Origin of the sequence: Vandammella animalimorsus, from assembly GCF_002285285.1 — a bacterium.
Classification (GTDB): Bacteria; Pseudomonadota; Gammaproteobacteria; order Burkholderiales; family Burkholderiaceae_C; genus Lampropedia; species Lampropedia animalimorsus.
This window is the reverse complement of sequence record NZ_NSJF01000003.1, coordinates 355,566-379,872: the sequence shown is the minus strand read 5'-3', so window position 1 is coordinate 379,872 and position 24,307 is coordinate 355,566. Positions and strand designations below refer to the sequence as shown.

The following is a 24,307-nucleotide window of genomic DNA, read 5'->3' as shown; positions in this document are numbered from 1 at the left end:
CAGCGCCGCCTGCCAGCCGTTGGCACGCATTGCCCCGCCGTGCAGGCGGGGCCATTTCGACGACGAGGTTTTCTCACATGAACAACGCCGCATCCACCACCGCCCCCATCGTGCTCAATGTCAATGGCATCGAGGTCATCTACAACCACGTGATCCTGGTGCTCAAGGGCGTCTCGCTGGCCTTGCCCGAGAGCAGCATCGTCGCCCTGATGGGCGGCAACGGCGCGGGCAAGACCACCACGCTGCGCGCCATCTCCAACCTGCTCAAGGCCGAGCGCGGCGAAGTCACCAAAGGCAGCATCGAGCTGCGCGGCGAGCGCATCGAAAACCTCTCGCCATCCGATCTGGTCAAGCGCGGCGTGGTGCAGGTCATGGAAGGGCGGCACTGCTTTGCCCACCTGACCATCGAGGAAAACCTGATGACGGGCAGCTATACCCGCACCGACAAGGCCGAGATCGCGCGCAACCTGGAGAAGGTTTACACCTACTTCCCGCGCCTGAAAACGCGCCGCACCAGCCAGGCCGCCTACACCTCCGGCGGCGAACAGCAGATGTGCGCCATTGGCCGCGCACTGATGGCCAACCCCTCCATCGTGCTGCTCGACGAGCCCAGCATGGGCTTGGCGCCGCAGATCGTCGAAGAGGTCTTCCACATCGTCAAAGACCTCAACACCAAAGAAAAAGTCACCTTCCTGCTTGCGGAGCAGAACACCAACATGGCCCTGAAGTACGCCGACTACGGCTACATCATGGAATCGGGCCGCATCGTCATGGACGGCCCAGCGCAGGAGCTGGCCAACAACGCCGACGTCAAGGAGTTCTACCTGGGCATCGGCGGCGAAGGCCGCAAGAGCTTCCGCGACATCAAGAGCTACAAGCGACGCAAGCGCTGGCTGGCCTGATGCACCAGCGCCCTGACCGACTCGTTTGATTGGAGGAGACTGCATGACCAGCCCCAACCTGGATTCCCTGGAAACCCGCGCGCCACAAGAGCGCGAGCAAGCGCTGCTGGCCGCCCTGGCCGCCCAGGTGGCCAACGCCCAGCGCCGCAGCGCCGCCTTTGCGGACATTTTGCAGGGCGTGGACGCCAGCGCCATCACCAGCCGTCAAGCCTTGGCACAGCTGCCGGTGACGCGCAAGTACGAACTGCTCGAACGCCAGAAGGCCCAGCGCGCGCAGGACTTGTTCGGCGGCTTCAGCGCCATCGGCTTCGGCCCGGCCATGCGGCGCGTGTTCGCCAGCCCAGGCCCGATCTACGAGCCCGAGGGCGTGGCCGTCGATTACTGGCGCATGTCGCGCGCGCTGCGCGCGGCCGGCCTGCAAACGGGAGAGCTGGTGCACAACAGCTTCAGCTACCACTTCACGCCCGCAGGCTCGATGATGGAAACCGGCGCCCATGCGCTGGGTTGCACCGTCTTCCCCGCCGGCACCGGCCAGACTGAGCAACAGGCCCAGGCCATTGCCGAACTGCGCCCGGCCGCCTATGCCGGCACGCCCAGCTTCCTCAAACTGTTGGTGGAAAAAGCCCAGGCTATGGGGCTGGACATCGGCAGCCTGAAAAAAGCCCTGGTCTCGGGCGAAGCCTTCCCGCCCTCGCTGCGCGAATGGCTGCAGCAACACGGCATCGAAGGCTACCAGTGCTATGCCACGGCCGACCTGGGGTTGATCGCCTATGAAACCGAAGCCCGTGAGGGCCTGGTGCTCGACGAAGGCGTGATCGTCGAAATCGTGCGCCCCGGCACCGGCGAGCCCGTGCCCGAAGGCGAAGTGGGCGAGGTGGTGGTCACCACGCTGAACCCGGACTACCCGCTGATCCGCTTTGGCACCGGCGACCTCTCTGCCGTGCTGCCCGGCCAATGCCCCACCGGCCGCACCAACACCCGCATCAAGGGCTGGATGGGCCGCGCCGACCAGACCACCAAGGTGCGCGGCATGTTCGTGCATCCGGCCCAGGTGGCCGAAATCGCGCGGCGCTACCCGCAGGTGCAAAAGGCGCGCTTGGTCGTCAGCGGCGCCATGGCCAGCGATCAGATGCAGCTGCTGGTGGAGACCACCGAAACCTCCGGCGGCCTGGCCGGGCAGATTGCCGACACCATCCGCGAAGTCACCAAACTGCGCGGCGAGGTGCAGTTGGTGCCGCCGGGCAGCCTGCCCAACGACGGCAAAGTCATCGAGGACGCGCGCAGCTACGATTGACTGAGTGCGTTGCCCGCGCCCGTCGGCTGCCGCCAGCGCAGGCGCCGGGCGATCGGTGCAGGTGAAAAAAGAGGGGCTGGCCCGCGCATCTTGGGCCGTGCCCCTCCTTTTTGCTATTGAAGCCTGTTCAAAAGCTCTGCACGGCTGGCAAGAAAGTGGATTTGTGCGGCCTGCGGCTTTGTGCCGTGCCACCCCTCCCAACCCACTGCTTGCCCGCGCGCGCGGAGACTTTGGACAGGCTTTCAGTCGCTGAGGCGTTGGCAGGCATTGGCCGCGTTACCCAATGGGCACGCTGCCGGCCCGTGGCGCATGGCATGGGCTGACTACAATGGCCGGGTTTTGATGCATGAAGGACATAGACCCATGGTTCCCCACCTCGTCACCGCATTGACTGGCCCGATCAGCGAGCTGGAGCAGCGCATTCTTGAGTCCATGCCCGCCATTGAGCGCTGGTTCCGCCTGGAGTGGATGGAGCGCACGCCGCCGTTTTACTGCTCGGTGGATGTGCGCAATGCGCAGTTCAAGGTTGCGCCGGTGGATACCAACCTGTTCCCTGGCGGCTGGAACAACCTCACGGCAGAGATGCTGCCGCTGGCGGTGCAGGCCACGATGGCGGCGATCGAGAAGATTTGCCCGGAGGCGCGCAATCTGCTGCTGATCCCCGAGAACCACACGCGCAACCCCTACTACCTGGCCAACGTGGCGCAGTTGCAGCGCATTTTCCGCGCCGCCGGCCTGAATGTGCGCATCGGCTCGATCAGCCCGGAGATCACCGAGGACACGACGGTGACGCTGGCCAATGGCGAAGAGCTGCTGCTCGAACCAGTCAACCGCACCAAGCACCGCCTGCAGGTCAAGCAGTTCGACCCCTGCACGATCTTGCTCAACAACGATTTGTCGGCAGGCACGCCGGGCATTTTGGAAGACCTGCACGAGCAGTTCCTGCTGCCGCCGCTGCATGCTGGCTGGAGCGTGCGCCGCAAGAGCCAGCATTTCAAGGCCTACGACGACGTGGCCAAGAGCTTCGGCAAGATGCTGGGCATCGACCCCTGGCTGATCAACCCGGTGTTTGCTCAGGCCACGGGGGTGGATTTTGCACAGGGCCAGGGCATTGAGGCCCTGCAAGAAAACGTCAACGCCGTGCTCGCCAAGATCCGGCGCAAATACAAGGAATACGGCATCACCGAGAAGCCCTACGTGGCCATCAAGGCCGATAACGGCACCTACGGCATGGGCGTGATGATGGTGCAGGACGCAGCCGAACTGGACAGCATCAACCGCCGCACCAAGAACAAGATGTCGGTCATCAAGGACGGCCAGCAGGTCAGCGATCTGCTGATCCAGGAGGGCGTGGCCACCATCGAAAGCATCGACGGCGCCACGGCCGAGCCGGTGGTGTACATGCTCGATCGCTACGTGGTGGGCGGCTTTTACCGCACCCACGCCAGCAAGGGCGCTGAGGAAAACCTGAACGCGCCGGGCGCGACCTTTCTGCCACTGAGCTTTGAGCCTGGCCACGTGCTCGATGCCAAGGGCAAGCCCGGCGAGGCCTTGCCCAACCGCTTCTACATGTATGGCGTCATCGGGCGCCTGGCCATGCTGGCGGCCAGCTACGAGCTTGAGCGCACCAACCCCGAGGCGGAGGTGTACTGACATGATTCTTGTCACTGGCGGCGCTGGTTTCATCGGCGCCAATTTCGTGCTCGACTGGATCGAGCGCGTCGGTGAGCCCGTAGTCACACTGGACAAGCTCACCTACGCAGGCAATCTGCAGAACCTGGCGCCGCTGCAAGGCGATGCGCGGCACCAGTTCGTGCAAGGCGACATTGCCGATGCCGAGCTGGTAGCCAACCTGCTGGCCGAGCACCGGCCGCGCGCCATCGTGCACTTTGCCGCCGAAAGCCATGTGGATCGCTCCATCCACGGCCCGGAGGACTTCTTGCACACCAACGTGCTGGGCACCTTCCGCCTGCTGGAGGCTGCCCGCGCGCACTGGGGCGCGCTGGACGGGGCCGAGAAGGCAGCGTTTCGCTTCCTGCACGTCTCCACCGACGAGGTGTACGGCACGCTCGCGCCCGATGCGCCGGCCTTCACCGAGCAACACCCCTACGAGCCCAACAGCCCCTACAGCGCCACCAAGGCCGCCAGCGACCATCTGGTGCGCGCCTGGTTCCACACCTACGGCCTGCCGGTGCTGACCACCAACTGCAGCAACAACTACGGGCCGCTGCACTTTCCGGAAAAGCTCATCCCGCTGGTCATCACCAACGCCCTGGCCGGCAAGCCCTTGCCCATCTATGGCGATGGCCAGCAGATCCGCGATTGGCTCTACGTCAAGGACCACTGCAGCGGCATTCGCCGCGTGCTTGAAGCGGGCACGCCCGGCCAGACCTACAACATCGGCGGGCACAACGAAATGGCCAACATCGACATCGTGCGCCGCATCTGCGCGCTGCTCGACCGGCTGCGCCCGCGCGCCGATGGCCTCAGCTACGCCGAGCAAATCCGTTTTGTCGCCGACCGCCCCGGCCACGACCGCCGCTACGCCATCGACGCGCGCAAAATGCAACAGGAACTGGGCTGGGCCCCAGCCGAAACCTTCGACAGCGGCATCGAAAAAACCGTCCAGTGGTATCTGGACAATGCCGACTGGGTGCGCAACGTGCAAACCGGCGCCTATCGCGACTGGCTGGCCAAGCAATACGCCGCGGCCTGAACGCGAGCGCCTGTTCAAAATCTCTGCACGGCGGGCAATTAGCGGATTGGGGCAGCCCGCAGCGCTGGCAAGGCCTTGCCGGGCCACGTACAGGAGGGCATCCAACCATGAAAATCTTGCTATTGGGAAAAAACGGCCAGGTCGGCTGGGAGCTGCAGCGCAGCCTGGCCGTGCTTGGTGAGGTCATCGCGCCCGAGCGCAGCGATGCCCAGCAGGGCGGCGACCTGACCCAGCCCGAGGCGCTGCGCGAGGCCATTCGCCGCATCGCGCCACAGGCCATCGTCAACGCCGCGGCCTACACCGCCGTCGATCGGGCGCAAAGCGAAGCTGAGCAAGCCCACGCCATCAACACCGTGGCGCCGCAGGTGCTCGCCCAAGAGGCCAGCGCCCTCGACGCCTGGCTGGTGCACTACAGCACGGACTACGTCTTTGACGGCAGCGGCCACACCCCCTGGCGCGAGAACGATGCCCCAGCCCCGCTGTCCGTCTACGGCCAGAGCAAGCTCGCCGGCGAACAGGCCATTGCCCAAAGCGGCGCCAAACACCTCATCCTGCGCACCAGCTGGGTCTATGGCGCGCACGGCAACAACTTCCTCAAAACCATGCTGCGCCTGGGCGCCCAGCGCCCGGAACTGCGCATCGTGGCCGACCAGATCGGTGCGCCCACCGGCGCCGAACTGCTGGCCGACGCCACCGCGCAGGCCCTGCTGCAAGCCATGCAGGGCAGCCCGGCCTTTGGCGGCATCTACCACCTCACGGCCAGCGGCGCCACCAGCTGGTTCGACTACGCGCAATACATCTTCGAACAGGCGCGCCGCATCGACCCGGCCACCGCCCGCGCCCAGCTGGTGCCCATCCCCAGCAGCGAATACCCCACACCTGCTGCCAGGCCGCTGAACTCGCGCCTGGACACCACGCACTTCGAGCACACCTTCGGCCTAACCATGCCGCCCTGGCAACAGGGCGTGGCACGCGTCGTGGCCGAACTGCTGCAGCCTGGCTGGACGCAACAATAAACGCGCTCAACCCAGCGCCACAACAGCCAGCAAGGTCGCGCCGCCCAGCGCCGCCTCGCTTTTTTGCCGTGATGCCAGAGAGCAACAAGCAAGGCAATTTCACTGCTTGTAAAACGTGCAATACGCATTCAACCCACGCGCCCGCGAGGGGCGCGACACGCACTGGCATATCATTGTGGCATTCGTCTATGAGTTTCAACTCACGCGCCCGCGAGGGGCGCGACGCGATGCGTGGACGCGCAATTGCAGCCCATAGCGTTTCAACTCACGCGCCCGCGAGGGGCGCGACCCGAGCACCTGGCCAAGCTCAAACGCCTGGCCGACGTTTCAACTCACGCGCCCGCGAGGGGCGCGACCGCTGGACACCCTCAACGAGCTGGCCACTGCGCTGTTTCAACTCACGCGCCCGCGAGGGGCACGACGAGATTGCCGGATTTCGTGTAGCCGTCAGGGCATTTAGTTTCAACTCACGCGCCCGCGAGGGGCGCGACAGGATCAAATCACCCATGCCTGCGCTGCCGCCCTGTTTCAACTCACGCGCCCGCGAGGGGCGCGACCCCGAAGCAGTGTTCATGCCACGGAGAGTGAGACGTTTCAACTCACGCGCCCGCGAGGGGCGCGACGCACCGGGGAGCGCGTGCTGCTGTTCTTGCCGCAGTTTCAACTCACGCGCCCGCGAGGGGCGCGACAGCGGCTCGGTGTGCCCGCCGGGGTGGGCGATGAGCGTTTCAACTCACGCGCCCGCGAGGGGCGCGACCTTTGAGCATGGGCACATCATCAATTCGATCATGTTTCAACTCACGCGCCCGCGAGGGGCGCGACGATCGCATCCTGCACGGGGTGCGTCTGCGCGCCAGTTTCAACTCACGCGCCCGCGAGGGGCGCGACGGTGGCAGAGCAGCACGCCGATTTCTTCATCAAGTTTCAACTCACGCGCCCGCGAGGGGCGCGACGCCCAGAGCCAACACCAGCTGCGCCACAGTGACGTTTCAACTCACGCGCCCGCGAGGGGCGCGACCAAGCCGACCTGGACGCGCTGATCAAGCGGCAGGTTTCAACTCACGCGCCCGCGAGGGGCGCGACGAGTAGTCCACTGCCCATTTTCATAATACCGAGCAGTTTCAACTCACGCGCCCCCGAGGGGCGCGACTGGGCGCCTCTCCCTCCGTCGAGGTATTGACCTGGTTTCAACTCACGCGCCCGCGAGGGGCGCGACTAGGTCATGCCGCATGGTCGTTCCCGGCGCGCTTTGTCGTTTCAACTCACGCGCCCGCGAGGGGCGCGACACAGTGCGCGGCGCGCCGCCGCGCGGCCTGGGCGTGTTTCAACTCACGCGCCCGCGAGGGGCGCGACTATTGAGGTTCAGGGGATTCCAAGAACGACTCCCAGTTTCAACTCACGCGCCCGCGAGGGGCGCGACCCCAACGAAAAGCCCAAAAATGGCAACGGCAAAAGTTTCAACTCACGCGCCCGCGAGGGGCGCGACCCCACGTCCCATGTGGTGGGGCCGCTCGCGGGGTTTCAACTCACGCGCCCGCGAGGGGCGCGACGCATTCAAGCCCATCCAGATCATCATCAACGCCAAAGTTTCAACTCACGCGCCCGCGAGGGGCGCGACGCTGGGCCACGCCCACATGCCCGCCCAGCGGCGGGTTTCAACTCACGCGCCCGCGAGGGGCGCGACCCTTTGGCCTGCCGCAATGACGCCTCACACAGCGTTTCAACTCACGCGCCCGCGAGGGGCGCGACCGCGTCGGCGCTCGCGCGTTGCTGTTCGTGCCGCGTTTCAACTCACGCGCCCGCGAGGGGCGCGACGAAAGGAAGCACCCCATGCCCAACACCCTCACCGTTTCAACTCACGCGCCCGCGAGGGGCGCGACGCTGTCGCTGATCAAGCGACATATTGCTGAATACGTTTCAACTCACGCGCCCGCGAGGGGCGCGACCCGCTCTATGAGTTCGTGTTCGATTTCTTCAAGGGTTTCAACTCACGCGCCCGCGAGGGGCGCGACCGGTCGGGGTTGAGTGCCTCTGCAGCATCGGCGCTGTTTCAACTCACGCGCCCGCGAGGGGCGCGACCTGGGCCACGCCCACATGTCCGCCCAGGGCCGGGTTTCAACTCACGCGCCCGCGAGGGGCGCGACGGCTACGTCAATCATCCGAGCGACCCTGGCGGGGTTTCAACTCACGCGCCCGCGAGGGGCGCGACGCCGGCCGGCCTAGATTTATCACTCTGACACTTTGGTTTCAACTCACGCGCCCGCGAGGGGCGCGACTTTCCTATCACATTTTTGCCCTATTTGATTGTAGGGTTTCAACTCACGCGCCCGCGAGGGGCGCGACAGCATCTTTATAACGCGTTGATGGACAGCGTTTTTTGAGTTTGATGGCGCGAATCTACGGTTGGGGCGGGCTTGGGTGCATGGCCGCTTGGTGGCTCTCGCGGGAATATCTTTGCTAATCAATGCCTTGCGCTGTGTGCGAACCTGTCTTGCAATGCGTAGGGCGCTTGGGGTTCGCGGATGCCGGGGATGGGGCGGGGCGGCCGTGCTGTTCAGAACACCAGCGGGCCTTGCAGGTCGAGTGCGGGCTTGGCGCCGATGTGCTCGACTTTGTGTTTCCAGTTCTGGCCCAGGTAGTAAAAGCGCAGGCTGTCGGTTTGCGGGTCGATCAGCTCGCTCAGCTTGTGTTTCAGCGGCACCCATTGCGCGGTGCTGACTTCGATTTCGAAGACGGAGTATTGCACGCGCTGGCCATGGTCTTGGCAGGCGCGGGCGATGCGGCGCAGGCGGCGTTCGCCTTCCGGGGTGCGGGTGCTGACGTCGTAGCTGACCAGGATCAACATGGCGGGTGTTTGGCCCCGGGGGCTTATTTCCAGATGAAGGGCGGATAGGCGTCCAGATCGCCGCGCAGGTGGCGTGCCAGCAGCTGGGCCTGCACGAATGGGAACAGGCCGATGGGGGCGCTTTCGCCGGTGAAGCTGTGTTGCAGCTGCTCGCGCTTGCGCTCCTGCCAGGCGGTGAGCACGGTTTTGCGCGCGTCGTCTTTGAGGAGCACGGCGCCGTTGTCCAGTGTTTGGAAGTCGCGCGGGCCGATTTGCCGGCGGTTGATGAGCGAAAGGGCCAGGCGGTCGGCGAGCACGGGGCGGAATTCTTCCATCAGGTCCAGCGCCAGGCTGGGGCGGCCGGGGCGGTCGCGGTGCAGAAAGCCGACGGCAGGATCCAGGCCCACGGTTTCAAGTGCGCTGCGGCAGTCGTGGGTGAGCAGGGTGTAGAGCAGCGAGAGCAGGGCGTTGATGGCGTCGCGCGGCGGGCGGCGGCTGCGGCCGGTAAAGCGCAGCGCGGGCTCGTCCACGCGGATCAGGTGGTCGAAGACGCTGAAGTACAGCTGCGCGGCTTCGCCTTCCAGGCCGCGCAGGGCGCCGGTGTCGGCGCAGGTGCGCGCTTGCTGGCTGATGCGTTTGAGGCGCAGCGTGGCGTGTTGCAGGGCCTGGGCGGCGGCGGGCGCCATGCCGCTGGCGTGGTCGCGCAGCGCGCGGGCCAGCACGGCGCGTTGGTTGAAGACTTTGCCGGCGACGATGTGGCGGGCGATGGCTGCGCCCTGGTTCTGGTCGCTGCAGCGGTATTGCGCGCGCCGCAGCAGCACGTTGCCGGAGACGGGGCCTTCCACGCGGGCCAGAAACCGGCCGCTGGGGCTGAGGTGACTGATGCAGATGCCGCGCTGGGCGCAGTGCCCCATGAGCGCGGGGGAGACGAGCACGTGGCCGATGCAGACCAGGCCTTGCAGCATGTGCACGGGCAGGCGGGCGCGCGTCTGGCCTTCGACTTCGACGACGAGGTTTTCGCCGTCCTTGCGCAGCCAGGCGCCTTCGGTGGTGATGTACAAGGTGTTGAGCAGGGGGCGCATGGGGGCAAGGTGTGCAGGCGCGGGCGGCGGGCTCAGTCCGGCGCTTGCAGCTGGGTTTGCAGCCAGGGCGCCACGCGGCGAGCGGCGCGGGCCCATTGGGGCTGGCAATCGTCAATGAGCGAGCAGGTGCTGCAGCGCCTGGCATCGTCCACGGGCGGCGGGGTGCGGCCGGCGGCCAGCAGGGCGCGGGTGCTGGCGATGGTGTTCAGGGTCAGGGCGCGCAGGTCGGCGTCGAACACCACGTTGCGGCGGCGGCGGGTCTGGCCGTAGAACAGGGCGCCCTCGGACACGGGCTGACCCAGCATGTCTTCCAGACACAGGGCTTGCGCGCACAGTTGCACTTCATCGGCGCGATGCGCCTTGGGCCGGCCGCGCTTGTATTCGACAGGCAGGGCCTGCGGCGGGCCGGCGGCGCGGGGGTGGAACTCGACCACGTCGGCCACGCCGGCAATGCCCAGGGCCGTGTGGCGCAACGGCATGGCGGTGACGGTGCGCACGCCATGGCGCTGTTCGGCGCCTGGGCTGTCGGCGCGCTGGTGCAGTAGCCGGCCTTCGGCCGTGAGGGCGTTTTCCGACCACAGCTGCTCCAGGTGAATCAGCGCGCACTGGCGCGGGCAGTACAGGTAGTGCTGCAGGGCCGAGAGCGGGATGGGGTCTTCTTCCTGAGCTTGGTCAGCGCTTGGCTTGGCGGCACTCATGCCTGGCGTTCTTGGCTGGGCGGGGCGATGGCGCCACGCCATACGCTCCGCGCGGCGCGCGCGGGCATTACAGCTTTTCTTCCACCGTCACGCCATCGGGCACGGCGCCGATGTGGACCTGGTAGTCGGCAAAGCTGCGCGCGGGCGGGCGGTTGTCGCTGTCGTCCTTGCGCGTGACCTGGACGGCGTCAAACAGCAGGTGCGCCGGGGCGTTGCCCATGGCGCTGTCGTGCTTGAAGACGATGAGCTTGCGCGCGGCCATTTCGCCGCGTGCGGCGGAGCGGTCGTGCTCGAACATGTTCATCAGCGCCTGCCACAGCAGTTGCAGGTCGTCCTCGCCAAAGCCGGTGCGCTCGGCCAGCTTGGCCGAGACGAAGCCGTGCGCGCGGTACAGGCCATAGGGCAGGATGTGCTTGCGGCCCATGGTGCGGTTGTCGCCGCTTTGGGCCTCGGCCTCTTTCTCGGTGGTGACGGCCATGCGGGTGATGGCGATCTCCAGCGGCAGCACGGGTTCGACGGAGCTGGCAAAGGCCAGCTGCACCGGGCCGCGCACCTGGCCGGCGTTGACGCCGGTGGTCATCACGGCGCCGAAGGTGCGCACGTCGAAGAAGTTCTGGCACATCCAGGCGGTGATTTCGCGCGCCTTGGCTTCATCCTTGGGCAGTTTCTTGAAGGCGTCCTTGGCGTCGGGCGGGATGCCCAGCGCCTGCCAGGCCTTCTGGTGCTGCTGGTTGAGCACGGCTTTTTCCTGCATGTAGATGGCAAAGCCGGGCGCGCCGTCCTTGTCCAGCGCCACGTAGTTGCGGATCTTGCGCTTGAGGCTGACGTCGGTGACCAGGCCGCGGCTGGTTTCCGGGTCCAGCCGCGGCAGGTTGCCCGCGTCGGGGTCGCCGTTGGGGTTGCCGTTGGTCACGTCGAACAGGTACACGAACTCATAACGGTGGGCGATGGGCTGGCTCATTCAAAAATCTCCTGCTGCGTGGCGGTGGAATCGGTGTCGGTGGTGTTCTTGTCGCCTGCGCCTTCGTTCTTGGTGAACAGCGCGCGGTTCTGGTGGTAGTAGCCGATGGCAAAGCGCCCCTGGTGCTCGATGTTGAGCGTGCGCGGAAATTGCTGGGGCAGGCTGTCCATCACGTCGCCCATCAGCTTTTCCAGATGGATGGCCTGGCCGGTGCGCTCCTTGCGCAGCTTGGACAGGTGGTTCTGCGCGTTGCGCAGCAGCACGGGGAAGATGCTGGCGGGCGTGGCCGAGGCCGCGCCGTAGTAGCGGTCGCGGATGGTGGCGTTGAGCTGCGCGCCCAGGGCGCTGCGCTGCACGTGCTCCAGCACGGCGAACAGCCGCCCCAGCAGGTAGGCGGGCTGGGTTGATTGGGGGTCAAGGCTCACCGGGATCTCCTCTGTCGATGATGGTTGAAGCAGGCGGCGCTGGCGCGTGAGCACGCCCTTGCAGATGGCGGCGCGCAGGCCGCAGAGGTGGCCGTCGGCGCGGATGCGCATGACGGTATTGGCCAGCAGGCTGCGCGGGTAGAGGCCGCCGGTCAGGATGGCGCGCAGCGTTTCGCCCACCAGGTGCGCGGGGGCGTCGTCGGCCTTGGGCATGGCCCCTTCGCGCTGGGGCACGGTGGCCAGCACCAGGCGGCGCATGGCCGGCGCGGTCTGCCAGGGGCAGGGCTCGATGCGCAGGTCGGCCTCGTGCTGGGCCAGTTTTTCCACAAAGTGCTGCAGCGAATCGGTCAGCCACAGGCGCACCGACAGGCGCGAGGCATTGGGCGCCAGGCCGAGCACGAAGATGCGCGTGTCGGGGTGCAGGCCCGCGTCCAGTTGCGCGGCGTTCAGCGGGCGGCCTTTTTGCACGGCTTGCAGCAGGCCCCGCAGGCGCATGGCTTCGCTGCCGTCGTCGATTGGGTCGAAGAGCGTGGCCAGCAGGTCTTCGGCGGCCTGGGCCTGGGCGGGCTCGGGCGCCTCGGCCCAGAACACGACGCTGGTGTCGCCAATCTGGATGCGCTGGCGGTTGTCCGCGCCGCTGCGCAGCAGGTGGTTGAGCGCCGTGGTGTAGGCAAAGGCCGCCTGCGCCGAGACGGGGGCGTTGTCGCCCTGCTCCTTGCCGAAGGAGCTGAAGGCGTCCTGGTTGAAGGAGACGATGGAGGCGCCAGAGCTTTGCGCGCCATGCACGCCTTTGATGGCCGGGTGCAGGCGGGCCGGGGCGGCTGGCTCGCCCGTGGCCAGGCAGGTCATGGCGGGCGGGCGGGCCTGGGCGCCAGGGGCGGGGCCAGCGTTGCCGCCCGCCTCTTGCGCTTGCAGCAGTTGCATGCGCAGCGCCTGCGCGGCCGGCCTGTCGTGCAGGTAGGCGTTTTCACCGTCGAGGCTGAACACCAGGTTGGCGTCCTTCATCTCCTCGGTGAACAGCGGCGGCTGAAAGTGCTCGGGCCGCCACTGCAGCAAAAAGCGCCGCAGCGCCAGCAGGCCCTCGTCCGTGGCCTGCGCCAGCAGGGGCAGGTGCAGCGCCTTGAAGGCTTCGTGCTCCTGGTCTGCGCGCTTGCTGCTGGCGCTCACGCCCAGCACGTAGCTGCTCTTGTCCCACAGCACATTGGGCTGGATGCCCACCGTGCGCTTGACCGGCTGCGGCACGGTGATGAGCTGGGGCTTGGGCTTCTTGCCCGAGGTGTCCATGCGCGCCTGCGCGGCGGCCACGCTGCCATCGGGGCGCAGCTTGATCACGTAGCTGATCTTCTCGGGGCTGTAACCGTAGGGCGCCAGGCCGCTGCCGGGCTGCGCGGCCAGCCGGTGGTAGAGCCGCACCAGGGCTTGCAGGATCATGCCTTGACCTCCTCGCTGTGCCAGGCGGGCACGTCGATGGCGCCATCGACCAGGCGTGCGCGGAAAAAGCGCGGCGTGTGCCCGTGGTCGAAGTCGATGTCGTGCAGCATCCAACCCAGGTCGCGCTGGCGCTCGGCCTCGGGCAGGGTGGAGGCGGGCAGCGCCTCGCCTTCTTCCAGCAGGCGGAAGAAGGCCGGAAACTCGCGCACGCCCAGGCAGGGCGCGTGGAAATACTGGCCCTTGCGCGCGCGGCGCGTGAAGATGTCCAGGTGCTTGCCGGCGCTGTCGTCCGGGCCGGCGCGGGCGCTGAGTTCGAAATGCGCTTCGATGACATAGGCCACGTCGCGCAGCAAGGTGGTGGCGCGCTGCTGGCGGTCTTCTTCCACGCAATGCAGCAGCGAGGCCGTGCTGCCCGCCTTCATGGCCTTGCCGACCAGGCCCGCCGGCACCTTGCTGCCCACTTCGTTGCGGCGCAGCGATTCGAAGCGGATGGGGCGCAGCACGTGGATGCGGTCCACGCGCCAGGCGATGGCTGGCTTCCAGTGGATGGCGCTGAGGATGCCGCGCGCGGCCGAAGGCGTGATGACGTCGTACGACACGCGCTCGCCCTTCATCTCCGGCCGGGTGAAGCAGGCCCGCTCACCCCAGACGTGCAGGCGGATTCCGTAAGACATGGCGTGCGACCTCCTCCAAAGCAGTAGCAAGGGATGCCTGGCGCGATCGGCCTGACCGCCGGTTCAACTTCCGTTGGGCCTGGTTTTGTAACGAAACGTCGTCTGCGTGCCAAACCCTGGCATAGCCATCGGTGCGGTGTAGAGAACATGGTGCAGCACAGACCCACGCCGTGTTCAATACCTGCCGAGCATCCTGAATGGCTGCGTATTCTATGTGGTCTAGGTTACTTTTGAAACAAATAAATACAATGGTTTTTACGGATGAGCCTCTTCCCAAAGCTCTGTGATAGTGGCCAGAGCGATGCGTCAGACAATGAGCTGGGCGGCATCCACAAACGTCGGCTCATCCCACCACAGCCCGTACTGCGGGCTGTAGATGTCCATGTTGACCAGGGCCATGAACTGCTCGCCCCAGCGTTCGGGGGCGATGGGCTGGATGGCGCCGGCCTGGCGCAGCGCGGCGAATGCCTGGCGGGGCACTTGCACCAGGTAGGGCTGCAACTGGCGCGCCAGGCTGCCCGCGGTGTCGCTGTGGCGCAGCGCCTCGATGGCTTGGCGCGCCGTGTCGTCCCAGGCGATGACGACGGGCTGCTGCGCGCTCTGGATCATCTGGAACTGGTGGGCGATGTGCTCGAACGGCAGGTTGTCCAGGCGGCTTTGCCTGAGTTGGCCGAGCAGGTCCTGGGCGTCCAGCGCCTGCTCGCCTTTTTGCCAGTACAGCGCCTCGAAATAGGCCTCAATGGCGGCGGGCGACAGCGGGTCGGCCTGGTGCCGGGGCTGGCGCAGCACTTCCTGCGCGGCCTGGGCGAAAACGCGCAGCTCGGGCGGCGGCGGCCATTGCGCCTCGTCGGTGGCGAAGACCAGCACCTCGCTGCGCTCCACCGGCCACTCCTTGTGGCGGTTGCAGCGGCCGGCGGCCTGGACGATGGCGTCCAGGCCCGCCTCGGCGCGCAGCACGGCGGGCAGGGAGATGTCCACGCCCGCTTCGATCAGGCTGGTGGAGACGATGCGGCAGGCCAGCCCGTCTTGCAGGCGCTGGCGCGCCTGGGCCAGCACCTGGCTGCGGTGGCGCGCGCACATCAGCGTGCTCAGGTGCGTGGCGCCGGGCAGGTCGGCAATGGCGCGGAACACGGCGCGCGCGTGCAAGCGGTTGTTGACGATGCACAGCACCTGCTCGCGCGCGCGCAGCTCGGCGGCCAGGGCAGCATCGCTCAGGGCTCCTATGTGGCGTACGCGCACGCGCTGGAGCTGGCGCGCCAGGGCGTGCTCTTCCTGCACCAGCGGGCGCACGTCGCGCAGGCCGCCTTTGAAGCGCGGCGCTTGCAGCGCGGGCTGGGTGGCGGTGCACAGCACGATGCTGCTTTTGTAGTGACGCGCCAGCTCGTCGATGGCGGCCACGGCTGGGCGCAGCAGGTGCAGCGGCAGAGTTTGCGCCTCGTCCAGCACGACGACGCTGTTGGCGATGTGGTGCAGCTTGCGGCAGGCGCCGGTGCGCGCGGCGAACAGGCTCTCGAAGAACTGCACGGCGGTGGTGACGACGATGGGCGCGTCCCAGTTTTCCATGGCCAGGCGCAGCTTGGCCTGCGACTGGTGCCAGTCGGGCCGGCTGGCATCCGGCGCGGGCGGGGTGAAGGCGCTGTGGTGCTCCAGCACGGCTTGCGCGCCATGCGGGCCGAGCGCGCGGCGGAACACGGCGGCGTTTTGCTCGACGATGCTGGTGAACGGGATGACGAAGATCACGCGCCGCTGGCCGTGGGCGATGGCGTGATCCAGCGCGAAGGCGAGCGAGGCCAGCGTCTTGCCGCCGCCGGTGGGCACGGTGAGCGAAAACAGCCCCGGCGCCAGCGTGGCCTGCTGGCGCGCGTAGGCCAGGATGCGCGCGCGGATGCGGTTGACTTCGCTGTCGGCCTGAAAGCCGCGCAGGTGCTCGTCCAGCTGCGCGCGCAGCGCCTGCAGGCTGGGGGCGGGCTGGGCGCGCGCGGCGGCCTTGCGCTGGCTGGGGGGCAGGAACTGGTCGTAGTAACGCTCGGTGTCCAGATAGTCGGCATCGACCAGGGCGGAAAACAGCATGCGCGCCAGAAAGGCGGCGCTGAAGCCCAGGCCGTGCGGCGCGTCGCGCGGCAGCTTGCGCGCGGCTTCGGCCAGCAGCTCTTGCAGCGCGGGCAGCGTGATCTCGCGCTGCCAGGCCGCGTCCAGCGCTGGCAGGGCCGGGTCGGCCAGGCGCTCGGCCAGCGACAGGCGCTGCCCCCCTTGCGACAGGCCGCCATTGGCCAGCCCTGCATGGTGCCCGGCAATGCCGTAGGCCAGCAGCCAGCCCAGTTGTCGGTATTGCTCCAGCGCCACCTTGGCCCCCCAGGTGGAGTGGTTGACGCGGATGGCCGCGCCCAGCACGCGCTGCTGGAAGGGCGCGCAGTATTTGCCCAGATCGTGCAACAGCCCTATGGCGCGCGCCAGCTGCGCCGCGCCGAAATGCGCCGCGAAGCTGGCAGCCAGCGCGCCCGTGTTGTGCGCATGCTCGGCCAGCGGCTGGTGCGCGGCGATGGCCAGATCGGGGGAGGAGTGGGCGATGTACGTGCTGGATGGCATATGCGCTGCTTGAGCATGAAAAAGCCGCCCTGTGGTGAGCAGGGCGGCTGATGGGGCGCTTACTTGAACTTGGGCAGGTTGAACTGCGGTGGTACGCCCATGCGGGTGTTGATGATCCACTGCTGGGCGATGGACAGGATGTTGTTGGTCAACCAGTACAGCACCAGGCCAGCGGGGAAGAAGAAGAACATCACGCTGAACACCAGCGGCATGATCCACATCATCTTGGCCTGCATGGGGTCCGGCGGTTGCGGGTTGAGCGCCACTTGCAGCAGCGAGGAGAGCATCATCAGCAGCGGCAGGATGAAATAGGGGTCGGGCGCGGAAAGGTCATGAATCCAGCCGATCCATGGGGCGTGGCGCATTTCCACGCTGGACAGCAGCACCCAATACAGCGCGATGAAGAAAGGCATCTGGATCAGGATCGGCAGGCAGCCGCCCAGCGGGTTGACTTTTTCCTCGCGGTAGATGCGGATCATCTCCTGCTGCATTTGCTGCGGACTGTCCTTGTAGCGCTCGCGCATTTGCATGATGCGCGGGTTGATGGCCTTCATCTTGGCCATGCTGGCGTAAGCGCGGGCGTTGAGCCAGTAGAAAGCAATCTTCAGCAGGAACACCAGCGCGACGATGGCCCAGCCCCAGTTGCCCAGCAGGTCGTGCAGCCGATCGAGCAGCCAGTACAGCGGCTTGGCCAGGGCCTTGACCATGCCGTAGTCCTTGACCAGCTCCAGGCCCGGGCTGATCTCCTGCAGCTCGCGCTCGATCTGTGGGCCGGCGTAGAAGGTGCTGTCCAGCGTTTGCGAGGCCCCTGGGGCGATGCTGGAGAAAGGGGCGATGGCGCCAACGGCGTACAGGCCATTGCCTGGCTTGCGCACGAAGTATTCGCGCTGCAGCCCCGCAGGTGGGATCCAGGCGGCGGCAAAGTAGTGCTGCACCATGGCGGCATAGCCACTGGCGCTGGTTTTCTGGAATTTGGTGTTGCCTTTGTCGATGTCCTTGAACTCGACTTTCTGGAATTTTTCCTCGTCGGTGTAGATGGCCGGCCCGGTGTAGGTGCCAGTGAACATCACGCCGCCGTCGATGGTGCCGCCATCGCGCACCAGTTGTTCATACAGCTGCGGCGCCACGGCGGCCTGACCGTGGTTGAGCACTTCGTGGCGCACGGCAATGGCGTATTGGCCGCGCTGCAGCGTCCAGGTCTTGACCAGCTGCACGCCGCCTTGCACGGGCGACTCGAAGCGCAGCTGCAGGCTGTCCTGACCATCGGCCAGGCTGCGAGGGCCATCGGCCAGGCGCATGATGGTTTTGTGGTTCGGAAAATCGCCGCCGATCAGGCCGGTCTGCGCCACGTAGGCGCGGGTGTTGCTCTCATCGAGCAGTACGACCTGGCCGTCGCGGGCGTCGTTCTCATAGTCCAGCAGCTCGACGCGGTTGAGCGAGCCGCCCTCGGTGCTGAAGCTCAGGCGCAAGACGTCGGTGGAGACTTCGATGCGTTCGGCCGCTGCTGCAGGCGCGGCAGACGGTGCTTCGATGGGCGGCTGCCCAGTCTGGATCAGCGCTGTACTGGCTTGCGGGGTCTGCGCGCCGGGGGTGGTGTCGGGCACGGCATCGCTGGCTGCGACTGGCGCCGACGCCGTGGTAGCGGCCGGCTGCGGGAAGAAGAATGCGGAGCGGCCATTGTGCAGCTGCCAGCGATCCCACAGCAGAATCAGCGAGAACGCAAAGATCACCCACAGAATGGAGCGGCGAATATCGTTCATGGGGACTTCTTGGACGAAGAGGAGGAAGAAATCAGGCGGCTGAACAACCCTTGTGCCGGGGCTTCAGGCACCGGGTCATGGCCGCCTGCGCACCAGGGGTGACAACGCGCCAGGCGGCAGGCAGTCAGCCAACTGCCGCGCGCAGCGCCATGGCGCTGCAAGGCGGTGATTGCGTATAGCGAACAGGTGGGCTCGAAACGGCAAGCGCTGCCCAGCCATGGGCTGAGCAGCAGGCGGTACAGCTTGATCAGCCCGACCAGTGCAGCGCGGATCATGGTTGGGCCTTCGCCTCAAGCCCTGTGGAGCCCGAGGCAACACCATGCGCTGCGGCGCGAGCAAACAGCAACTGCAACTGCTCACGCACTTGCTGGCGCAATTGGGGAGAAGCGGCGCTGCGCAACACGGGCGCACTCGCATGGGCCTGCTGGCCCATGGCAGGCTGCTTGGGCGCAGTCTTCTTGGCTTTGCCGCGTCCAGAGCTGGCTGGAGCATGAAAGCCGGCCCGAAGTCGAACCAGCCAGGCAAAGCCTACCTGAGCAGGCGATGCAGCCATGCCAACTCCTTCGACGGCGCTGTCAGAGGCAGCGCGCAGATGCTCCAGCGCCACGGCATACACCTGGCGGCGGATCAAATTGCGCGTCACTGCTCGTTTGGCCCAGCGTTTGGGCACCAGCGCCCCTACCCAAGCGCCGACATGAGCAGACATGATTCCGCCCGCCAATGACGCAGCGCCGTCCAATGGGCCGGGCAGGGCAGCCACAGGCAGACGGTGCAGACAAAAATGCGTCGTTCGGGCAATGGGCGCTTGCGCCAGCATGGCCTGAAACTGTTGGCGGGTTTTCAGATGTCGGATACGCATGCGCAGCAGCCACGATCAAAGGGCCGCTATGCAGCGGCCTTCCAAGCGATGCGCCCAGGCGGTCGAGGCACAGGCGCATTGAGGCTGGCGATCCAGAGCCCCAAACCTTTGTTTTTCGCGCAGCCTGTGCGCCAGCGCCGCCGCTGGACTGCATAAGGCCCCAGCAGCGGCAGAGGCCTCTGGCATGGACTGTGCTGCTAGCCAGCGCGGAGGCTCAGGACAGGCCCAGGCGCTTGCGGCCTTTGGCGCGGCGTGCGTTGATCACGGCGCGGCCGCCGCGGGTTTTCATGCGCACCAGAAAGCCATGGGTGCGGGCGCGACGGATTTTGGAAGGTTGGTATGTACGTTTCATGAGACTCACCTATTGAGGAGGAAATCGATGACCAAAAGGCCGTGCAGCAATGCCTGCCGGGCAGGCGCAGGGCCAAGCCGTGTATGCCTCCAGCCAGGGCAAAAGGCAGGGCGCAGACCGCGCACGATCGGCACTCGGTGCGCAGTCAGCGCCTGCTGCCAGATCAAAGCAAACCGCAGATTATCTCATGGCTTTGCTTTTTGTTCCAAACTGGTCGTTGGAAAGCCTGGGCCATGGAAGTGTGGAAGTGTGGAAGTGTGGAAGTGTGGAAGTGTGGAAGTGTGGAAGTGTGGAAATGGGGGGGAAGGGGGGAAGGCGAGGGCGGGCTCTCAGGCCGAGGGATGCTCTGGGCCTGTGGATAACTGTCTCTCGGCAGGGGCGCGCTGCTTATAATCTGGCCCTTTTCGCTCGGATGATGCGCCGATGGCCCAGGGAAGGTCTGCGCGAATCGCAGCGCTGTGTGCCTCTGCTGATTCGGGTGGTCTGCTTCGCTCGCGGACCCTTGCGATACCGCTTGGTATCGATGCGGTTTTGCGCCGTGCATCGCATCCTGGGCCGCAGCGCACTGGATTCGTGCAGACCCTTTCTAGGACTGCCGGGAAGTGCGGTGACGGCGCGGGCATCACTGGGCAAATGGGGTCAATCGGGCAGGTGAGGCAGACGGGCATGGTGCAAGCAATGAAAAAAATCTCTCAGTTCCAGGTGCCGCCCAGTACGCAGCTAGGCCCTCAAGAGGAGGATGGCCCCACGCAGCCAGCCCAGGCCGATTTTTGGCAGCGCTGTCTGGAGCGTCTGGCGCTGGAGATTCCGCCGCAGCAGTTCTCCAGTTGGATCAAGGGTTTGCAGGCCAACTACCAGCCCGAACAGGCGCGCATGCGCCTGCAAGTCTCCAACCGTGTGGCGCTGGAGCACATCCGCAAGAACTATCTGGGCACCATTGGTGCAGTCGCCCAGGAGGTCAGCGGCGCGCCGCTGAACATTCAGATTGGCCTGGCGGCGCGGGCTGGGCATGGTGGCGCGGCCAGCGCGGGCACGGCTTTGCCGCACCGCGCTCGCAGTGCGCCTGCGGTGGCAGGCATTGCCGGCTTGGCCCAGCATGTGCAGGCCCAGGCCAGTCAGCAGCGGCCAGACCAGCCTGTGCAGGCCACGCCGCTGCAGCAGGCCATGCCCCAGGCCCAGCCAGAGCTGGAGCTGCCCGCCATGGAGGCGCAGTTGCTGCCGCAGGCTGATGAGGCGCAGCCCGCATTCGACGAGGAGGCGGCTGCCCCAGTGGCGGATGCACCAGGCGGTGTGGGTGGCGCGCGCGCGGCGCACCTCAAGCCGCAATTGACGTTCGACAACCTGATCGAAGGCTCGGCCAACCGCATGGCGCGCGCGGCAGCGCTGCATGTGGCCCATGCGCCCGGGCAGATGTACAACCCGCTGTTCATCTACGGCGGCGTGGGCCTGGGCAAGACCCACCTGATCCATGCCGTGGGCAACCAGATGCTGGCTGCGCGGCCCGATGCCAAGGTGCTCTACATCCACGCCGAGCAGTTCGTCACCGACGTGGTGCGTTCGTATCAGCGCAAGACCTTCGACGCCCTCAAGCAGCGCTACCACTCGCTCGACTTGCTGTTGATCGACGATGTGCAGTTCATCGCCGGCAAGGAGCGCACCCAGGAGGAGTTCTTCAACGCCTTCGAGGCTTTGCTGTCGAAAAAGTCGCACATCGTCATGACCAGCGACACCTACCCCAAGGGCCTGATGGACATCCACGAGCGTCTGGTCTCGCGCTTTGACCAGGGCCTGACCGTGGCCATCGAGCCGCCCGAGCTGGAAATGCGCGTGGCCATCCTCATCAACAAGGCCCGCGCCGAGGGCATTGCCCTGTCCGAGGACGTGGCCTTCTTCATCGCCAAGAGCGTGCGCTCCAACGTGCGCGAGCTCGAAGGCGCGCTGCACAAGGTGCTGGCCTACGCGCGCTTCAGCGGCAAGGAAATTTCCATCGCCGTGGTACGCGAGGCGCTGCGCGATCTGCTCTCGATCCAGAACCGGCAGATCAGCGTCGAGAACATCCAGAAAACCGTGGCCGATTTCTACAAGATCAAGGTCACCGACATGCTCAGCAAGAAGCGCCCGGCCAGCATCGCCAAGCCGCGCCAGATCGCCATGTACCTGGCCAAGGAGCTGACGCAGAAAAGCCTGCCGGAAATCGGCGAGATGTTCGGCCGTGACCACACCACCGTGCTGCACGCCGTCAACAAAGTGCGCCTGGAGCGACAGCAGCAAACCGAACTCAACCAGCAGCTGCACGTGCTGGAGCAAACCCTCAAGCGCTGAGCGCCAAGCAGCGCGCCCTCCGCCATGCAAGCCAGCGACACCCAGCCCATTGCCGCCATCGCCACCGCCGCCGGGCGCGGCGCCGTGGGCATCGTGCGCCTCTCCGGCCGCGGCCTGCGCCCCTGGGCCGAGCACTGGCTGGGCCGGCAGCTGCAGCCGCGCCACGCCCACTACCTACCCTTTCCCGCCGAGGATGGCCAGGCCATCGACCACGGCCTGGCGCTGTTCTTCCCCGCGCCGCACTCCTACACCGGCGAGGACGTGCTGGAGCTGCAGGCCCACGGCGGCCCCATCGTGCTGCAACTGCTGTTGGCGCGCTGCCTGCAAAGCGCCGCCGAACCCAACCCGGCCACCGGCCGCCCCTGGCTGGCGCAGCTGCGCCTGGCCGAGCCGGGCGAATTCACGCGCCGCGCCTTCCTCAACGACAAGATGGACCTGGCCCAGGCCGAGGCCGTGGCCGACCTCATCGACGCCAGCACCGAAAGCGCCGCACGCAGCGCCAGTCGCTCGCTCAGTGGTGCCTTCTCGCAGGCCATTGACGAGTTGCGCGAGCGTCTGATCCACCTGCGCATGCTGGTCGAGGCCACGCTGGACTTCCCCGAAGAAGACGTGGACTTCCTCGAAGCCGCCGACGCGCGCGGCCAGCTCGCCGGGCTGCAGGCGCAGCTGCGCGCCATCGGCCAGCGCGCGCGCCAGGGCGCGCTGCTGCGCGACGGCCTGCACGTGGTCATCGCCGGCCAGCCCAATGCCGGCAAAAGCTCGCTGCTCAACGCCCTGGCCGGCGCCGAGCTGGCCATCGTCACCCCCATTGCCGGCACCACGCGCGACAAGGTCGAGCAAACCATCCAGATCGACGGCGTGCCCCTGCACATCATCGACACCGCCGGTCTGCGCCAGACCGACGACGTGGTTGAGCAAATCGGCGTGCAACGCGCCTGGCAGGCTCTGGAGCAGGCCCAGGTCGTGCTGTTCCTGCACGATGCGCTGCAGGCCGACGATCCGGCCAGCCAGCAGCGCGACGCGGCCATCCTCGCGCAACTGCACGCCAGGCTGCGCAGCGCCGACTCGGCAAGCGACACCCCCGAACCCGCGCCCGATGGCATGGCCGCCGTGCCCATCGTCCACGTCTGGAACAAATGCGACGCCGCCAGCGGCTTTCGCGCCGCCCAGCCCGATGCGCTGGTGCTCTCGGCCAAGACCGGCCAAGGCCTGGACGCACTGCGCCAGCGCCTGCTGCAGCTGGCCGGCCATGAAACCGTGGCCGAAGACGTCTTCATGGCCCGCGCCCGCCACGTGCAGGCGCTGGCCGAAGTCGGTGAGCACCTCGACCAGGCCCAGGCCCAGATCGACAGCCCCGCCCCGGCGCTGGACCTGTTGGCCGAAGAGCTGCGCCTGGCCCAGCTGGCGCTGAACCGCATCACCGGCGAATTCGGCGCCGACGACCTGCTGGGCGTGATCTTCTCGCGCTTTTGCATCGGCAAGTGATGCCTCAGCATGGGGGCAGGCCTGCGTGGCCCTGCCCGATGCTGCCGCGAAATGCCGTTGGCCACACGGCATGTTGACAACACAAAGGCCCGCAGGGCACATGCGCCTGCGGGCCTTGATGAAATGCCACTGGGTGCTTCAGAGCTTGGAGAAATCCGGCTTGCGCTTTTCCAGGAAGGCGGCGAAGGCTTCGCGGGCGGCGGGGGCTTGCAGGAGCTGGCCGAAGATGCGCGCTTCTTCGTTGATGCGCGCCAGCACCTCTTCTTGCTGGGCGGCCTTGAGCAGGCGCTTGGTTTCGCGCAGCGAGCGCGAGGGTTTGGCGGCGAGCTTGGCGGCCTGGGCCTGCACGCAGGCGTTGGCCTCGCCCGGGGGCACGATGCGGTTGACCAGGCCCACTTCGAGCGCGGCCTCGGCGAAGAAGGGCTCGCCCAGCAGCAGGGCTTCACTGGCGCGCTGGTGGCCCATCAGGCGTGGCAGCAGCAGTGAGGAGCCAGCCTCGGGGCAAATGCCAAGGTTGACGAAGGGCATGGAGAAGGCGGCGTTGTCGCCGGCGTAGACCAGGTCGCAGTGCAGCAGCAAGGTGGTGCCGATGCCTACGGCCGGGCCGCAGACGGCCGCCAGCAGCGGTTTGGGGAAGGTGGCCAGTGTGCGCAGGAAGCGGAAGACGGGGCGTTCGGTGTCGTCGCAGGCTGGCTGCATGGCTGCGCGCTGGAAGTCCTCAATGTCGTTGCCGGCGCTGAAGACGCTCTCGTGCCCTTGGATGACCGCCACGCGCACGGCATCGTCCTGCGCGGCAGTTTGCAGCGCCTCGGCCAACTCGGCGTACATGGCCTGGGTGAAGGCGTTTTTCTTCTCCAGACGCGACAGCGTAAGGGTCAGTACGCCGTTTTCGTTGTGGCGCAGGATGGCTTCGGACATGG

At 66.7% G+C, this 24,307-nt stretch carries 19 protein-coding genes and 1 CRISPR repeat array; of the genes, 7 read left to right on the top strand and 12 right to left on the bottom strand.

Translation table 11 applies throughout. From position 1 onward, the window contains the following. Positions 1–77: 77 nt before the first annotated feature. From CK620_RS08200 to rfbD, 5 genes are all read left to right on the top strand, one after another. Positions 78–902: an ABC transporter ATP-binding protein gene (locus CK620_RS08200; RefSeq protein WP_095539643.1), complete on the top strand. Its 825-nt coding sequence runs from the start codon at positions 78–80 to the stop codon at positions 900–902. Between the two features lie 43 nt (positions 903–945). Beyond that, positions 946–2,196 carry a phenylacetate--CoA ligase family protein gene (locus CK620_RS08195; protein WP_095549880.1) on the top strand — a complete coding sequence of 417 codons (1,251 nt, stop codon included), beginning with the start codon at positions 946–948 and terminating at the stop codon, positions 2,194–2,196. A 363-nt stretch (positions 2,197–2,559) separates the two neighbouring features. Continuing rightward, positions 2,560–3,849, top strand: coding sequence for a glutamate--cysteine ligase (gene gshA, locus CK620_RS08190; protein WP_095549879.1), 1,290 nt, complete (start codon positions 2,560–2,562; stop codon positions 3,847–3,849). Between the two features lies 1 nt (position 3,850). Then, the gene (gene rfbB, locus CK620_RS08185; protein ID WP_095549878.1) at positions 3,851–4,912 is read left to right on the top strand and encodes a dTDP-glucose 4,6-dehydratase; all 1,062 of its coding nucleotides are present in this window, start codon (positions 3,851–3,853) and stop codon (positions 4,910–4,912) included. 107 nt (positions 4,913–5,019) lie between these two features. Continuing rightward, the gene (rfbD, locus tag CK620_RS08180) at positions 5,020–5,928 is read left to right on the top strand and encodes a dTDP-4-dehydrorhamnose reductase (RefSeq protein WP_095549877.1); all 909 of its coding nucleotides are present in this window, start codon (positions 5,020–5,022) and stop codon (positions 5,926–5,928) included. Positions 5,929–6,053: 125 nt separating this feature from the next. Further along, positions 6,054–8,271: direct repeats of the CRISPR family, unit length 32 nt; unit sequence GTTTCAACTCACGCGCCCGCGAGGGGCGCGAC. A gap of 211 nt (positions 8,272–8,482) precedes the next feature. Here the strand turns inward: rfbD and cas2 are convergent. The 11 genes from cas2 to rpmH form a co-directional block, all read right to left on the bottom strand. After that, positions 8,483–8,773, bottom strand: coding sequence for a CRISPR-associated endonuclease Cas2 (gene cas2, locus CK620_RS08175; protein WP_095541601.1), 291 nt, complete (start codon positions 8,771–8,773; stop codon positions 8,483–8,485). 23 nt (positions 8,774–8,796) lie between these two features. After that, positions 8,797–9,834: a type I-C CRISPR-associated endonuclease Cas1c gene (gene cas1c / locus CK620_RS08170; RefSeq protein WP_095549876.1), complete on the bottom strand. Its 1,038-nt coding sequence runs from the start codon at positions 9,832–9,834 to the stop codon at positions 8,797–8,799. 32 nt (positions 9,835–9,866) lie between these two features. Then, positions 9,867–10,532: a CRISPR-associated protein Cas4 gene (gene cas4, locus CK620_RS08165; protein ID WP_095549875.1), complete on the bottom strand. Its 666-nt coding sequence runs from the start codon at positions 10,530–10,532 to the stop codon at positions 9,867–9,869. Between the two features lie 67 nt (positions 10,533–10,599). Beyond that, entirely contained in the window at positions 10,600–11,493 is an 894-nt protein-coding gene (gene cas7c, locus CK620_RS08160) for a type I-C CRISPR-associated protein Cas7/Csd2 (RefSeq protein WP_095541599.1), read from the bottom strand. After that, complete coding sequence (gene cas8c, locus CK620_RS08155) at positions 11,490–13,349, bottom strand: type I-C CRISPR-associated protein Cas8c/Csd1 (RefSeq protein WP_095549874.1); 1,860 nt, start codon at positions 13,347–13,349, stop codon at positions 11,490–11,492. Before cas8c ends, cas7c begins: the two co-directional genes overlap by 4 nt. Continuing rightward, positions 13,346–14,023, bottom strand: coding sequence for a type I-C CRISPR-associated protein Cas5c (gene cas5c / locus CK620_RS08150; RefSeq protein WP_095549873.1), 678 nt, complete (start codon positions 14,021–14,023; stop codon positions 13,346–13,348). The genes cas8c and cas5c overlap by 4 nt, the downstream gene beginning before the upstream one ends. 306 nt (positions 14,024–14,329) lie before the next feature. Further along, positions 14,330–16,609, bottom strand: a complete 2,280-nt coding sequence (locus tag CK620_RS08145) for a CRISPR-associated endonuclease Cas3'' (RefSeq protein ID WP_095549872.1) — start codon at positions 16,607–16,609, stop codon at positions 14,330–14,332. Positions 16,610–16,668: 59 nt separating this feature from the next. Continuing rightward, positions 16,669–18,369 (bottom strand): membrane protein insertase YidC, encoded by a 1,701-nt coding sequence (gene yidC, locus CK620_RS08140; RefSeq protein WP_095549871.1) that lies wholly within the window; start codon positions 18,367–18,369, stop codon positions 16,669–16,671. After that, entirely contained in the window at positions 18,366–18,644 is a 279-nt protein-coding gene (yidD, locus tag CK620_RS08135; RefSeq protein ID WP_095549870.1) for a membrane protein insertion efficiency factor YidD, read from the bottom strand. The genes yidC and yidD overlap by 4 nt, the downstream gene beginning before the upstream one ends. Then, positions 18,641–19,186, bottom strand: a complete 546-nt coding sequence (locus CK620_RS08130) for a hypothetical protein (protein WP_238946072.1) — start codon at positions 19,184–19,186, stop codon at positions 18,641–18,643. The genes yidD and CK620_RS08130 overlap by 4 nt, the downstream gene beginning before the upstream one ends. A gap of 256 nt (positions 19,187–19,442) precedes the next feature. Further along, on the bottom strand, positions 19,443–19,580 hold the full coding sequence (rpmH, locus tag CK620_RS08125) for a 50S ribosomal protein L34 (protein ID WP_046740565.1): 138 nt from the start codon (positions 19,578–19,580) through the stop codon (positions 19,443–19,445). Positions 19,581–20,258: 678 nt separating this feature from the next. Between rpmH and dnaA the strand changes: the two genes are divergently transcribed. Together dnaA and mnmE are read left to right on the top strand one after the other, a co-directional pair. Then, on the top strand, positions 20,259–21,902 hold the full coding sequence (dnaA, locus tag CK620_RS08120) for a chromosomal replication initiator protein DnaA (protein WP_095549869.1): 1,644 nt from the start codon (positions 20,259–20,261) through the stop codon (positions 21,900–21,902). Positions 21,903–21,926: 24 nt separating this feature from the next. Further along, the gene (gene mnmE / locus CK620_RS08115) at positions 21,927–23,387 is read left to right on the top strand and encodes a tRNA uridine-5-carboxymethylaminomethyl(34) synthesis GTPase MnmE (RefSeq protein ID WP_095549868.1); all 1,461 of its coding nucleotides are present in this window, start codon (positions 21,927–21,929) and stop codon (positions 23,385–23,387) included. A 138-nt stretch (positions 23,388–23,525) separates the two neighbouring features. On the opposite strand, the gene CK620_RS08110 is transcribed toward mnmE, so the two are convergent. After that, entirely contained in the window at positions 23,526–24,305 is a 780-nt protein-coding gene (locus CK620_RS08110) for an enoyl-CoA hydratase (protein ID WP_095549867.1), read from the bottom strand. Positions 24,306–24,307 lie beyond the last annotated feature (2 nt).

Excerpts from the sequence above, each read along its gene's own strand:
- CK620_RS08200 (WP_095539643.1), top strand. The coding sequence starts at position 78 with ATGAACAACGCCGCATCCACCACCGCCCCCATCGTGCTCAATGTCAAT.
- CK620_RS08195 (WP_095549880.1), top strand. The coding sequence starts at position 946 with ATGACCAGCCCCAACCTGGATTCCCTGGAAACCCGCGCGCCACAAGAG.
- gshA (WP_095549879.1), top strand. The coding sequence starts at position 2,560 with ATGGTTCCCCACCTCGTCACCGCATTGACTGGCCCGATCAGCGAGCTG.
- rfbB (WP_095549878.1), top strand. The coding sequence starts at position 3,851 with ATGATTCTTGTCACTGGCGGCGCTGGTTTCATCGGCGCCAATTTCGTG.
- rfbD (WP_095549877.1), top strand. The coding sequence starts at position 5,020 with ATGAAAATCTTGCTATTGGGAAAAAACGGCCAGGTCGGCTGGGAGCTG.
- cas2 (WP_095541601.1), bottom strand. The coding sequence starts at position 8,773 with ATGTTGATCCTGGTCAGCTACGACGTCAGCACCCGCACCCCGGAAGGC.
- cas1c (WP_095549876.1), bottom strand. The coding sequence starts at position 9,834 with ATGCGCCCCCTGCTCAACACCTTGTACATCACCACCGAAGGCGCCTGG.
- cas4 (WP_095549875.1), bottom strand. The coding sequence starts at position 10,532 with ATGAGTGCCGCCAAGCCAAGCGCTGACCAAGCTCAGGAAGAAGACCCC.
- cas7c (WP_095541599.1), bottom strand. The coding sequence starts at position 11,493 with ATGAGCCAGCCCATCGCCCACCGTTATGAGTTCGTGTACCTGTTCGAC.
- cas8c (WP_095549874.1), bottom strand. The coding sequence starts at position 13,349 with ATGATCCTGCAAGCCCTGGTGCGGCTCTACCACCGGCTGGCCGCGCAG.
- cas5c (WP_095549873.1), bottom strand. The coding sequence starts at position 14,023 with ATGTCTTACGGAATCCGCCTGCACGTCTGGGGTGAGCGGGCCTGCTTC.
- CK620_RS08145 (WP_095549872.1), bottom strand. The coding sequence starts at position 16,609 with ATGCCATCCAGCACGTACATCGCCCACTCCTCCCCCGATCTGGCCATC.
- yidC (WP_095549871.1), bottom strand. The coding sequence starts at position 18,369 with ATGAACGATATTCGCCGCTCCATTCTGTGGGTGATCTTTGCGTTCTCG.
- yidD (WP_095549870.1), bottom strand. The coding sequence starts at position 18,644 with ATGATCCGCGCTGCACTGGTCGGGCTGATCAAGCTGTACCGCCTGCTG.
- CK620_RS08130 (WP_238946072.1), bottom strand. The coding sequence starts at position 19,186 with ATGCTGGCGCAAGCGCCCATTGCCCGAACGACGCATTTTTGTCTGCAC.
- rpmH (WP_046740565.1), bottom strand. The coding sequence starts at position 19,580 with ATGAAACGTACATACCAACCTTCCAAAATCCGTCGCGCCCGCACCCAT.
- dnaA (WP_095549869.1), top strand. The coding sequence starts at position 20,259 with ATGAAAAAAATCTCTCAGTTCCAGGTGCCGCCCAGTACGCAGCTAGGC.
- mnmE (WP_095549868.1), top strand. The coding sequence starts at position 21,927 with ATGCAAGCCAGCGACACCCAGCCCATTGCCGCCATCGCCACCGCCGCC.
- CK620_RS08110 (WP_095549867.1), bottom strand. The coding sequence starts at position 24,305 with ATGTCCGAAGCCATCCTGCGCCACAACGAAAACGGCGTACTGACCCTT.